The 13,189-nt window shown below is 35.7% G+C and carries 14 protein-coding genes; 3 read left to right on the top strand and 11 right to left on the bottom strand.

What is annotated here, in order from left to right:
* Positions 1–37 precede the first annotated feature (37 nt).
* Both frr and pyrH read right to left on the bottom strand, forming a co-directional pair.
* Entirely contained in the window at positions 38–592 is a 555-nt protein-coding gene (gene frr, locus DFQ11_RS04980; RefSeq protein WP_110474724.1) for a ribosome recycling factor, read from the bottom strand.
* A 45-nt stretch (positions 593–637) separates the two neighbouring features.
* Entirely contained in the window at positions 638–1,345 is a 708-nt protein-coding gene (gene pyrH, locus DFQ11_RS04985; protein ID WP_110474725.1) for a UMP kinase, read from the bottom strand.
* A gap of 219 nt (positions 1,346–1,564) precedes the next feature.
* Between pyrH and DFQ11_RS04990 the strand changes: the two genes are divergently transcribed.
* Complete coding sequence (locus DFQ11_RS04990) at positions 1,565–3,265, top strand: T9SS type A sorting domain-containing protein (RefSeq protein ID WP_110474726.1); 1,701 nt, start codon at positions 1,565–1,567, stop codon at positions 3,263–3,265.
* A gap of 89 nt (positions 3,266–3,354) precedes the next feature.
* Here the strand turns inward: DFQ11_RS04990 and tsf are convergent, their stop codons facing one another.
* The 7 genes from tsf to DFQ11_RS15150 form a co-directional block, all read right to left on the bottom strand.
* A complete protein-coding gene (tsf, locus tag DFQ11_RS04995; RefSeq protein ID WP_110474727.1) occupies positions 3,355–4,329 on the bottom strand; it encodes a translation elongation factor Ts in 975 nt (324 codons plus the stop codon).
* A gap of 86 nt (positions 4,330–4,415) precedes the next feature.
* Entirely contained in the window at positions 4,416–5,201 is a 786-nt protein-coding gene (gene rpsB, locus DFQ11_RS05000; RefSeq protein WP_110474728.1) for a 30S ribosomal protein S2, read from the bottom strand.
* 205 nt (positions 5,202–5,406) lie between these two features.
* On the bottom strand, positions 5,407–5,793 hold the full coding sequence (gene rpsI / locus DFQ11_RS05005) for a 30S ribosomal protein S9 (protein WP_110474729.1): 387 nt from the start codon (positions 5,791–5,793) through the stop codon (positions 5,407–5,409).
* On the bottom strand, positions 5,793–6,248 hold the full coding sequence (gene rplM, locus DFQ11_RS05010; RefSeq protein WP_110474831.1) for a 50S ribosomal protein L13: 456 nt from the start codon (positions 6,246–6,248) through the stop codon (positions 5,793–5,795). The genes rpsI and rplM overlap by 1 nt, the downstream gene beginning before the upstream one ends.
* A 233-nt stretch (positions 6,249–6,481) precedes the next feature.
* Entirely contained in the window at positions 6,482–6,916 is a 435-nt protein-coding gene (locus DFQ11_RS05015; protein ID WP_110474730.1) for a universal stress protein, read from the bottom strand.
* Between the two features lie 97 nt (positions 6,917–7,013).
* Positions 7,014–7,973: an L-threonylcarbamoyladenylate synthase gene (locus DFQ11_RS05020; protein ID WP_110474731.1), complete on the bottom strand. Its 960-nt coding sequence runs from the start codon at positions 7,971–7,973 to the stop codon at positions 7,014–7,016.
* Between the two features lie 80 nt (positions 7,974–8,053).
* Entirely contained in the window at positions 8,054–8,203 is a 150-nt protein-coding gene (locus tag DFQ11_RS15150) for a hypothetical protein (protein ID WP_158524982.1), read from the bottom strand.
* Positions 8,204–8,385: 182 nt separating this feature from the next.
* Here DFQ11_RS15150 and DFQ11_RS05025 point away from each other — a divergent pair, with 182 nt between their 5' ends.
* Positions 8,386–10,017: an ABC-F family ATP-binding cassette domain-containing protein gene (locus tag DFQ11_RS05025; RefSeq protein WP_110474732.1), complete on the top strand. Its 1,632-nt coding sequence runs from the start codon at positions 8,386–8,388 to the stop codon at positions 10,015–10,017.
* A 56-nt stretch (positions 10,018–10,073) separates the two neighbouring features.
* Complete coding sequence (locus tag DFQ11_RS05030) at positions 10,074–12,026, top strand: YgiQ family radical SAM protein (protein ID WP_110474733.1); 1,953 nt, start codon at positions 10,074–10,076, stop codon at positions 12,024–12,026.
* 429 nt (positions 12,027–12,455) lie between these two features.
* On the opposite strand, the gene DFQ11_RS15420 is transcribed toward DFQ11_RS05030, so the two are convergent.
* Both DFQ11_RS15420 and DFQ11_RS15425 read right to left on the bottom strand, forming a co-directional pair.
* Complete coding sequence (locus DFQ11_RS15420; RefSeq protein ID WP_308425331.1) at positions 12,456–12,743, bottom strand: hypothetical protein; 288 nt, start codon at positions 12,741–12,743, stop codon at positions 12,456–12,458.
* 8 nt (positions 12,744–12,751) lie between these two features.
* A complete protein-coding gene (locus tag DFQ11_RS15425) occupies positions 12,752–13,057 on the bottom strand; it encodes a hypothetical protein (protein ID WP_308425332.1) in 306 nt (101 codons plus the stop codon).
* Between the last annotated feature and the right edge of the window lie 132 nt (positions 13,058–13,189).

The following is a 13,189-nucleotide window of genomic DNA, read 5'->3' on the forward strand; positions in this document are numbered from 1 at the left end:
CACGACAGATTGATAGGAGTACTTATACTATTGAGAATTATACAGTCATAATCTCTTTTTCTTTAGCATCTAAAGTTTCATCAATTTTCTTCACATATGAATCTGTAAGATCTTGAATGTTTTTTTCTGCAGTTTTTTGTAAATCTTCAGAAACATCAGAGTCTTTTATATCATGGTTGGCATCTTTACGAGCATTTCTGATACCAATTTTAGCATCTTCAGCTTCAGCTTTAGCTTGCTTTGCCAAATCTTTACGACGCTCCTCAGTTAAAGGCGGTACGTTAATAATAATAACATCTCCGTTGTTCATAGGGTTAAAACCTAAATTCGCTAACATAATGCCACGTTCAATTTCTTGAAGCATATTCTTTTCCCATGGTTGTACAGTAATAGTTCTACCATCTGGAGTATTCACGTTTGCTACTTGGCTAAGTGGCGTTTTAGAACCGTAGTAATCTACCATTACACTTCCTAACATAGCAGGACTTGCTTTTCCAGCTCTAATATTTAAAAACTGCTTTTCTAAATGCTTAACGGCAGCTTCCATAGCCTCCTTGGCCGTATCATAAATAAATTGAATGTCTTCGTTCATTGTGTTAAAATTTTAATTGAGAGTTATCAAAATTTAAGCCAAAACTTATAGATTAACTTTTGTGCCAATAGTCTCACCTGAAACTACTTTTAATAAATTTCCTTTTTTATTCATGTCAAAAACGATGATAGGAAGTTTGTTTTCCTGACTTAATGTAAAGGCCGTTGTGTCCATGACTTTAAGCCCTTTTCTTAATACATCGTCAAATGTGATATCATCAAATTTAGTGGCTGTGGTATCTTTTTCTGGGTCGGCATTATAAATACCATCTACACGAGTACCTTTTAAAATCACATCAGCTTCAATTTCAATCGCTCTTAAAACAGCGGCTGAATCTGTGGTGAAATACGGATTACCTGTACCTCCACCAAAAATAACAACACGACCTTTTTCTAAATGACGCATCGCTTTACGTCTTATAAAAGGTTCTGCGACTTCGTTTATTTTTATGGCCGACTGTAATCGCGTTGGGATACCAGCATCTTCAAGAGCGCTTTGTAAAGCCAATCCATTAATTACAGTAGCAAGCATACCCATATGATCGCCTTGTACACGATCCATACCATTGCTTGCACCTGCAACACCTCTAAAAATGTTTCCGCCACCAATAACTATAGCGACTTGTACACCTTTGTCTGTAATAGATTTGATGTCTTCAGCATATTCAGCTAAACGCTCAGGATCAATACCATACTGACGGTTTCCCATCAAGGCTTCTCCAGATAATTTGAGTAATATTCTTTTGTATTTCATTAGATATTTTCTATTCCTATTTTATGGTCAAATGGAATTTGCCTTGAATCATAAATATTTAAATAAGATATGATTTCGGCTCATTTCATAGCTGTTTTGAAAGTTTAACAAAACTACGTAATTATTAGCATCTGTAAAAGTGAAAAAAATGCCAAAAATTAATATGATGACGTTTTAACTTTTTTGCGATGCCTAAGTAAAGTATTTAAAGATATAATTATGAATACATTCTTCACTCTATTATTTTTAATAGTAACAAATGGTATCGTGGCCCAATCGGTAAATTTTGCGCATGCCTATGGCGGCTCAGACTATGATTATGGTTCTACAGTTACATCAGATAGTGCTGGTAATATTTATACTGGTGGTTATTTTCGTGGATTAGTAGATTTTGACCAAAGTGTAAACGTTAATCAATTAGATTCTTATGGTACCAGAGATGGTTTTATATTAAAGTTAGATGCAGCAGGCAATTTTATTTGGGTGAAACAAATGGCTTGTACGAATCCTGTTTATATACAAAAAATAATTTTAAATGATTTAGGAGAAATTTATGTAGCTGGTCTCTTTAGAGGCACAATGACTTTAGAAACGACAACGGGCACTACAGACTTAGTGAGTTCGGGTAATTTTGATGCATTTGTTTTAAAACTAGATGCTAATGGCGATTTAATCTGGGGACAGAAATTTGGATCTCATGGACGAGATGAAGCCATAGATTTAATTTTAGAACCTAACGGTAATTTATTAGTTGTTGGTGGGTTTTTGCGTACGGTAGATTTTGATAATTCGAGTAATGAATTCCAACTTACTTCTTTTAGTACAGAGAATGCTGATATCTTTTTACTAAAACTGTCTCCAGATGGCGATTTTATTTGGGTAAAACAATTTGGAGGTACTGGTGAAGATTATGCCGAATCTATAACAGTTGGACAGAGTGGTGCTATTTATATGACGGGGTATTACAAAAGAGGTGAGGCTGATTTTGATCCAGGTCCAGATACGTATATCTTACCAAATCCCGGAACTTTTGATAAAATATTTGTTGTAAAATTAACAGCAGAAGGTAATTTTGTTTGGGCAAAACAAACCGATGGATTTCATCTCACACGAGGAAATGCTATTGAAGTTGATACAAATGAAAATGTGTATATCGGAGGTTATTTTTACGCTACTCAAGATTTTAACCCAGATCCTAATGAAGTTTTTGAACTCCATAATGATAATTTGGCTGATATATTTATTTGGAAACTAGATACCTATGGAAACTTTATTTCTGTACAACAAATTGCGAATTCTAGTTGGTCTCAAATATATGGAAGCGCCAAGAATGCACAGGGTGATATCTATTTTTTAGGAGAATATCATGAAGCGTTGGATTTCAACTTTAGTGGTGGAAGCCATATTATGACAAGCGTCGGACAAGCTTTCGATATGTTTGTACTTAAGTATAACCAAAATGATAGTTTTGGAGGAGCTATTTCAATTGGTGGAGAAAACTTAATTAATGGAACTGGTATCCATATTTCAAATCAGGGGAATATTTTAGTCACTGGTGGCTTTTATGCCGAAGCTATTACTATTGACACTGGTCAGGATGCACTTACCTTAGATAATATTGGTCTGTACGATGCTTTTATACTTTCATTTGGTGATGCAGCTTTATCGGTACAAGAGCCTTTTCTTGAAAACAACATTCAGTATTTTCCAAATCCAGTATCGCATACCTTGACTATAGATTCTAAAAATGAAATTAATGAAATTGCAGTATATGATATGTTAGGAAAGTTAGTAATGAAGTTTTCTGATTTTTTGAAAGAGCGAATAGAATTAGACTTCTCATCTTTAAGCAATGGTCTATATCAAATCTTATTAAAGGACGATAATTCAGTTTGGCCAATTAAAATATTAAAACATTAAGTCCTCTTAAAATGGACCAAAAAAACCACTTCATTTTTAAAATGAAGTGGCTTAATATATTGAGAATTCCTTTTAAGTATTAGAATTTGTTATCCTACTGAAGCACGTTTAAAGCCAACAACTTCAACGTCACCGTAAGTTTTCACGTATTCAGCAACAGTTTTCTTTTCGTCTTTGATAAACTTCTGATCTAATAAACATTGTTCTTGATCTAAAGTCGTGTTATCAGAAATGAAACGCTCCATTTTACCTGGTAAAATTCTGTCCCAAATTTGCTCTGGCTTACCTTCAGCTTTTAATTCAGCTTTAGCATCCTCTTCAGCTTTAGCTAAAACTTCAGGAGTTAATTGTGCCATAGAGATGTAGCTTGGTACGTTTTTAGGAGTTTTTCCTAAACGACCTAACTCAATATTATCTTTTTCAATTACTGCGATACGAGCCTCAGTTTCAGAAGCGATATATGCAGGATCAAAATCTTTGTAAGATAAAGTTGTTGCTCCCATAGAAGCTACTTGCATAGCTACGTCTTTAACTAATGTTTCAACGTTATCAACTTTTGCAGATAATCCTACTAAAGCAGCAATCTTGTTAATGTGAACGTATTGTCCAACATAAGGTGCTTCTAATTTTTCAAAAGCAGTGATGTCTAATTTTTCACCAATAACACCAGTTTGCTCAACTAATTTATCAGCAACAGTCATTCCACCAAAATCAGCAGCTAAGAATGATTCTTTAGTATCGTGGTTTAATGCGATATCAGCTAAATCGTTAGCAAGGGCTACGAAGTTTTCGTTTTTACCAACGAAATCAGTTTCACAACCTAATACGATAGCAACACCAGAAGTGTTATCTGCATTAATTTTTGCAATAGCAGCACCTTCAGAAGATTCTCTGTCAGCTCTCTTTTCTGCTACTTTTTGTCCTTTTTTACGTAATACTTCAATGGCTTTGTCAAAATCACCACCAGCCTCAACTAGTGCTTTTTTACAATCCATCATACCAGCTCCAGTAGCTTGTCTTAACTTGTTAACTTCTGCAGCTGTAATTTTTACAGTATTTTCCATAGTTTTTTGAATTTAAAAAAAGTCATTCAATTAATTTTCAATAATGAAAAGAACTAAATGACTTTTAAATATGATATAAATGTGATTTATTCTTCTTCTTCAGATGCTGCTTTTTCAGCTTTTTTAGCTGGCTTAGCTTTAGCTTCTGCTTTTTGAGATTTACCTTCTTTATCAGCCTTCTCAGCTTTTCTTTCGTTTAAACCATCAGCAATAGCAGAAGTTACGATAGATAAAACTTTGTCGATAGATTTAGAAGCATCGTCATTTGCTGGGATAACATAATCAACTTCACGTGGATCAGAGTTAGTATCAACCATAGCAAAAATTGGAATATTCAATTTTTGAGCTTCTCTAATTGCAATATGCTCACGCATAATATCTACTACGAATAAAGCACCTGGTAAACGCGTCATATCAGAAATAGAACCTAAGTTCTTTTCTAATTTTGCACGTAAACGATCTACTTGTAAACGTTCTTTTTTAGATAAAGAGTTGAATGTACCATCTTTCTTCATTCTATCAATAGAAGCCATTTTCTTAACCGCTTTTCTGATAGTAACAAAGTTAGTTAACATTCCACCTGGCCAACGCTCAGTAATATAAGGTTGGTTTACAGCACCAGCTTTTTCAGCAACGATGTCTTTAGCTTGTTTTTTTGTAGCAACGAATAAAATCTTCTTTCCTGATGCTGCTATTTTAGCTAATGCTTCAGAAGTTTCTTCGATTTTTGCTGCTGTTTTGTAAAGGTTGATAATATGGATACCGTTACGCTCCATATAAATGTAAGGGGCCATGTTTGGGTTCCACTTACGTGTAAGGTGACCAAAGTGTACACCTGCTTCAAGTAATTCTTTTACTTCTACTTTTTCCATGTTGTAATAGTTTACGTTCTGTTAAATTAGCAATGATTAAGTGGTTGCAATTGCTCGCCTTAACCATTTAGATGCTAAACTCATTGTCTCGAATTGATTCCGAGATCTTTTTAAAGGATTCCAAAAGTGATTTAGAATCGTTTCAATAAAATAAAATAATTCAGAACCTGAATAAACAGATTCTGAATTAAGTGTTGTTTGGATATTAACGTTTCGAGAATTGGAATTTCTTACGGGCTTTCTTCTGACCGAATTTCTTTCTCTCCACCATACGTGGATCTCTAGTTAATAGACCTTCTGGCTTTAATACTAGTCTGTTTTCTGGGTCTAACTCGCACATTGCACGAGAAAGGCCTAAACGTATTGCTTCTGCCTGGCCGGTGATACCACCTCCATATACGTTAACAGTAATATCAAAGTTGCCATCATTGTTAGTCAAGGCTAAAGGTTGGTTTACTTTATACTGCAATGTTGCAGTAGTAAAATAATCCGCCATGTCTTTTTTGTTCACTGTGATCTTGCCGCTTCCTTCAGCAACGTACACACGAGCAACAGCCGTCTTTCTACGGCCAATTTTGTGAATTACTTCCATTAGTTAATTTCGTTTAATTTCATTGTCTTTGGCTTTTGAGCTGCGTGAGCGTGCTCTGTACCAGAAACAACAGTTAGATTACGGAATAAAGTTGCACCTAATTTGTTTTTAGGCAACATTCCTTTTACTGACTTCTCTACTAATCTGCTTGGGTCTTTCTCAAACAATTCAGTAGCCGTCAGACTTTTTTGTCCACCTGGATAACCTGTGTGACGGATGTAACTTTTTTCCGTCCATTTGTTACCAGTTAAGTTGATTTTTTCAGCATTAATAACAATTACGTTATCACCGCAATCAACGTGTGGCGTAAAATTAGGTTTGTGCTTACCTCTTAAAAGTATTGCTACTCTTGAAGCTAAGCGACCCAAAGTTTGTCCTTCAGCGTCAACTAAAACCCACTCCTTATTAACGGTAGCTTTGTTTGCTGAAACTGTTTTGTAGCTTAATGTATCCACACTAATTTGATTTATAACTGTGCCGCTAAGCACAATAGATTAAACATTCCTCTTCGAAAAAAGAGTTTGCAAATTTACGATAAACTATTGGATAACCAAACCTTGACTAACTTTTTTTTAGCTGAAAACAAGTATGTTGTACTTTATTTCAATTATTGAAGAAAAATAGTACAACTTTATAGGCTTCGTCAACAAAATATCAAATTGGAAAGCCTTAAGTATTAATAAGATAATTAATCTATTGGAACAATTAAAACTGGAATTTTTGAGGCCTTAATTAAAGAATTGGAAACACTTCCATATAAGGCTTTGTAAAAAAAGCCGTGATCTTGATAACCCGAAATAATTAAATCAATTTTCAACTTTTCGGCTTCCTTTAATATCATTTCTATGGTAGCACCTTGAACTAATAAACCTTCAGAAGCAATTCCTTGTTTTTCCAAAGCTTCGGAAAAACGTTCAAGCTGGCGATGTTCTTGTTTTAATTCTGAAGCTCGACTGTCTCTTATATATTGTGGACCAACACTGAAGCCTACAAAATCGGGATCGGGTGCCGCAATGTGAATTATCCAAACCTTAGAGTTGAACTTTTCGGCAAAAGAAGTAGCTTTATCTATTAAGACTTGATCATTACCTTTTAAATCTATTGCGACTAATATATTTTTCATGGCTCTATCGTTTGTCCGTATAAGATAATGAATTATAGGGACTAAGCCAATGCAATAAATCTAAGAAATAATAAAAGGTGAAAACTAGTCTTAACAACTAAGAGGCCGTGGCGCGTTGCAATCTATCGTTAATAGATTTACCTAAACCGTGATCAGGGAATCGTTCGGCAATAATAATATCTAAGTCGTGCACATCTAATTGGTGAAGCGCATCATATAAATGTGAAGCTGCTTCTTTCATATCACCTGTTCGAGATAATACAATTTGTGTGTTAATGGAAGGGTGTTCTATTTCAGATGTAAAAACTAAAACACCAACACGCTTATCAGGAAAACCTTTAAGTTCCTCGGAAACATTATCAGTTAAGATCGTTTTAGTTTTAGGCGCATAATGACGATCTAACATTCCTGGGGCTTGTGGAGCCACATCATTTTTAGTCATCAATGTAATGGAGCCAACAACAGCTTCAATATCTTCTAAGGAGGTCGATCCTAATCTATAAATAATAGGCTCGTCATTTTCAAATCCTATAATAGTAGATTCTATGCCACTAGTACAGGCACCACCATCTAAGACCATTTTAATCTGATCTTTAAAATAGCTCTCAACATGTTGTGCTGTCGTCGGACTAATACTGCTAAAAGGATTAGCACTTGGTGCGGCTAAAGGAAAATCTAATCGTCTTAATAACTCTAAAGTGGTAGGATGATTTGGAACTCTCACCGCAACCGTATCTTTTCCGGCAGTAATCAAATCGGGAATACTAGCCTTCTTTTTAAGAACTAAGGTAATAGGTCCTGGCCAAAACGCTTCAGCGAGTAATCGTGCTTTTTTAGGTACATAAGCTGCAATATCAGATAGCTCATCTATAGACGATATATGAACAATAAGCGGATTAAAAAACGGGCGCTTCTTAGTTTCAAAAATAGAAGTGATCGCTTTTTCGCTATAGATATTTCCTGCTAATCCGTAAACAGTTTCTGTCGGAATAGCAATAATGTCTTCAGCACTTAGAAGTTCAATCGCTTTGGATATGTCTTTAGAAATAATACTCATCGTCTTAAATAGACTGCAATATTACTTCAAAATATCAAAATATGATGAAAAATATGTAGCCGACTTACTATTTTTAGAATCTAAGAATTTAAACGTTTCGCTTTCTTTTCTTGATTTTGCTTATAAAGTGCATAACCTAAAATCGCCATTTCAATACCTAAAATGGCCAATTTGGCTTTCTTACTTCCGGTTAAAGCACCGGTCAATCCTAATACTTTTGTAATAATCATAGTTCTGGAGTTTATAATTTAAGATGAAACCTCAAGGTAGGGATTTGATTAGCGTTTGGTTGACTTATATACACCAAGATTTAACTGAATAAACAAGCGCTTTTCTTTTCTAATTTTAATTTTTAAGCATAGCATTTTTATGTCGGTCCATTTAGTAATTTTGCAGTCTTAAAATTCAAAAAATGATTTCAGTAGATAATTTAGCTGTAGAGTTTAGTGGACATACCCTGTTTAGTGAGGTGTCTTTTACGATTAATGAAAACGATAAGATAGCACTCATGGGAAAAAATGGGGCTGGGAAGTCGACCATGATGAAGATTATCGCTGGAGTCCAAAAAGCCACTCGTGGCCATGTGCGTTCACCTAAAGATACCGTGATTGCTTACCTTCCTCAGCATTTATTAACGGAAGATAATACTACCGTTTTTGACGAAGCTTCAAAAGCGTTCTCTCATGTGTTTAAGATGAAGGCTGAAATGGACGAGTTAAATAAGCAGCTAGAAACACGAACCGATTACGAGTCGGACGAGTACATGAAAATTATTGAGCGTGTCTCAGATTTAGGGGAGAAGTACTATGCCTTAGAAGATGTAAATTATGATGCCGAAGTTGAAAAAGCACTAAAAGGATTAGGCTTCAAACAAGAAGATTTCACAAGGCAAACCAATGAGTTTTCGGGAGGTTATAGAATGCGAATTGAATTGGCTAAAATTTTACTTCAAAAGCCAGATTTAATTTTATTAGATGAGCCTACCAACCATATAGATATTGAATCGGTTATTTGGTTAGAAGATTTCTTAGTGAATAAAGCCAAAGCGGTACTTGTAATTTCACACGATAGAGCGTTCGTAGATAATATTACCAATCGTACTATCGAAGTCACTATGGGACGTATTTACGACTATAAAGCCAATTACACGCATTATTTACAATTGCGTGAAGAAAGGAGAGCGCATCAACTTAAAGCGTATCAAGAACAACAAAAATTTATCGCAGACAATATAGCTTTTATAGAACGTTTTAAAGGCACCTACTCTAAAACCAATCAGGTGACTTCAAGAGAGCGCATGCTGGAGAAGTTAGAAATTATTGAGGTAGATGATATCGATACTTCAGCATTAAAATTAAGATTCCCAGCAACGCAACGTTCGGGAGATTATCCAGTCACCGTAAAAGATGTATCGAAGTCTTACGACGATCATGTGGTATTTAAAAATGCAAACATGTCCATCGCTCGTGGCGAAAAAGTTTGTTTTGTAGGTCGAAATGGTGAAGGAAAGTCCACTATGATTAAAGCGATCTTAGGTGAAATCGACGTAGAAGGTACTTGCGCTTTAGGTCATAATGTCCAAGTGGGATATTTTGCTCAAAACCAAGCGGCTTTATTAGATGAGGACTTAACCGTGTTTCAAACAGTCGATGACGTAGCGAAAGGCGATATCAGAACACAAATCAAAAACATCTTAGGGGCATTTATGTTTAAAGGTGACGATATCGATAAGAAAGTAGGGGTATTATCAGGTGGTGAAAAAACCAGATTAGCCATGGTAAAACTACTGTTAGAGCCAGTCAACCTATTGATTCTAGATGAGCCTACCAACCATCTCGATTTAAAATCAAAAGACGTTTTAAAAGAAGCCTTAAAGAATTTTGATGGCACCTTAATCTTAGTGTCTCACGATAGAGATTTCCTTCAAGGGCTTTCAAATAAGGTGTTCGAGTTTAAAGATCAACGTGTGATAGAGCACTTTGAAACTATAGACGACTTCCTAGCAAGAAACCGAATTGAGAGTTTAAAAGCCATTAATTTGTAGAGAGCCTTTCGCTTTTAAATCATAACCCATTAATTTTTAAGTATTTTTGCACTATTATGCGAGAGTTACAATTATCAGATTGGTTACCTACCACAAACAAAGAGGTAAAAATACGCGGATGGGAAGAACTAGATGTCATCCTATTTAGTGGCGATGCTTATATTGACCACCCAACTTTTGGGGCGGCAGTAATTGGGCGTTTGCTAGAAAGTTTTGGCTTGCGTGTGGCCATTGTTCCGCAACCTAATGTTCATGATAATCTTCAGGATTTTGTGAAACTAGGGCGTCCTAAAATGTTTTTTGGGGTGACCGGTGGTTGTATGGACCCGATGGTGAGCAATTATAATGCGAACAAAAGAAAAAGGGATAAGGATGCCTATACACCAAATGGGGATATTGGTTTTCGTCCAGATTATGCAACTTCTGTATATTCAAATATTTTAAAAGAAAAATGGCCAGATGTTCCAGTGTTAATTGGTGGAATTGAAGCTTCTTTACGTCGTGTAACCCATTACGATTATTGGAGTGATGAGCTAAAACCAACCATTTTAGAAACTTCTAAAGCAGATATGTTGGTGTACGGAATGGGAGAACAGCCACTTCGTGAGGTAGTAAGATTGATGCAAAGAGGGGTTCCGTTTAGTAGCTTAACGACCATTAATCAAACCGCAGTACTTTTAGGAAAGGAAGACAAAATTCCTAAAAACAGTAATTGGGAAGATGTAGAAATCGTTCCGCATGAGGTGTGTTTGGTCGATAAAAAGAAATTTGCTTCCAACTTTAAAGTCATAGAGCAGGAATCGAATAAATTAAGAGCAAGACGAATTTTCCAGAAAGTAGGAGAGAAGACGCTGATGATTAATCCGCCATATCCTACCATGACCGAAGAGGAGATTGATGCGTCTTTCGATTTACCATATACAAGATTACCACATCCAAAATATAATAAGCGAGGGCCAATTCCTGCTTTCGAAATGATTAAGTTCTCCATCAACATTCACCGTGGATGTTTTGGTGGTTGTAGCTTCTGTACCATTTCGGCACACCAAGGAAAATTTATTGCCTCTCGTAGTCAGGAGTCTATTTTAAAAGAAGTAGATCTTGTGGCAAATATGCCAGATTTTAAAGGCTATTTGTCGGATATTGGTGGACCTTCTGCCAACATGTATAAAATGAAAGGGAAAGTACAATCTATCTGCGACAAATGTGTGGCGCCTAGTTGTATTTCGCCAGTAATTTGTAGTAATTTAGATACTTCTCATAAGCCATTAACCGAATTATACCAGGCGGTGGATAGTCACCCGAAAGTAAAAAAATCCTTTATTGGCTCTGGAATTCGTCACGATATGTTAGTGCCAGAATTCAATAAGAATGCCGATCCTAAAGAATTAGATGCGTATACTGAGGAAGTAATGACTAAGCACGTTTCTGGCCGACTAAAAGTAGCGCCAGAGCATACTAGTGATCCGGTATTAAAACTGATGCGTAAACCATCGTTTCAATACTTCCACAAGTTTAAAGAGCGTTTTGATAAGATTAATATCAAGAAGAACTTAAAGCTACAACTAATTCCGTATTTCATTTCCAACCATCCAGCTTGTGAAGTGGAAGATATGGCCAACCTTGCTGCCGAAACCAAAGACATGGGCTTTCAGTTAGAGCAAGTACAAGGTTTTACGCCAACACCAATGACGGTGGCTACGGTAATTTATTACAGTGGCTATCATCCGTACACTTTGAAAAAGGTGAAAACACCAATTTCGCAAAAGGAAAAAGAAGAACAACATCGTTTTTTCTTCTGGTATAAAGATGAAAACAAGGCGTGGATAAAAAAGACTCTAAACAAATTAGGTCGTCAAGATTTACTTAGTGTCTTACTTCCAGAGAAAACCGAAAGATGGCGTAAAAACAAACCAAAAGGAGATGCAAAGCATACTTTTGATGATGCTGTTCCGTTTAACAGAAGAAAGAATAAGGTTAAATACACAGGAAAGAAGAAAAAACGTTAAGTATAAGACCATATCAAAACAGCCTCAAATCAACATGATTGAGGCTGTTTTTTTACATAATAGTAGCTTTAGCAATAAACCCCTCAGGTCCCCTCAAGGGGACAACAGTAACCTCAAAATCCTGCTAATAATTGAACTTAAGGAAAAGTATCATCCATTACAATGCTAACCTAAATGACTCATAGTTAGAGATGTCCCCTCGAGGGGACTTTAGGGGTGTTGTGAAATTACCGAGCGCAGCTCTTAGGGGTGTTTTTTTAAAGATAATAAGATTTTGTTTTAAAATTACCGAGCGCAGCTCTTAGGGGTGTTTCGCAAAAGTATGCGTCTTACTTTAAAATCCATCGGCTAAATTATTCACTCCACTACAGTCCCAATCTAATAACAAAAAGGCAACAAATCATAAAACTACAAACTGTAACTTTTTAATTAACCACAATCTACCCCCAAATTAGTGTCTGGACGATACGAATAATACTGCAATACCTCCTCCAAAGCCATTTTAAGTGCTTTATTTACGGGCAATATCTTAGAGCCCAATTGGTAATCTATTTGGTTCAATTGCATATAGTAATCGGTAAATATAGGAACATACATTCCTTCAGAAATAGCTGCAACGGTAGATTTATAATTTGCAGCCTGTCCTTCTTTAATTATTTTACAAGTGGCTAATCTCAGTTCTCCGTACTTGTCTTTACTAGCTCCAAAACCAAACAAACGGCAAATTAAACCACGGTTTTATAATTGCTACAACGTCCTTGACCCGCAAGAGTTAATGGCTTATAAATAAAACAGCTTGGATTTTTAGTTTCTTTAAGCTTACGTAGTGTTTTTTCTGCTTCTCCATGCAAGAATAAATGAAAGGCCCAAGGTAAAAACTCTAAGGGGGAAGCTTCTATATCTGGATAAGTACAACATTTTCCGCAACCGGAAACACAAGCCAAGCCAGATGCTTTTTTAAACTTGCTAGCTTCTTGCTCCAATTCGTAAAATAACATTTCTACTAATTGCACTTTTTTTTCTATCGACATTTTTATTTTGAAGGTAGAATAATAAACCCAAGCATTTTTATTTTTTTAGTTAAATAAAAGGATGGGGTTTTAAGTGTGTTTTATGGATGAAATAGGGGGTGCTGGAGTTAATAAGAAACGATGTTAAGCGTT

The sequence above is a fragment of the Winogradskyella epiphytica genome, assembly GCF_003217215.1.
Taxonomy (GTDB): Bacteria; Bacteroidota; Bacteroidia; order Flavobacteriales; family Flavobacteriaceae; genus Winogradskyella; species Winogradskyella epiphytica.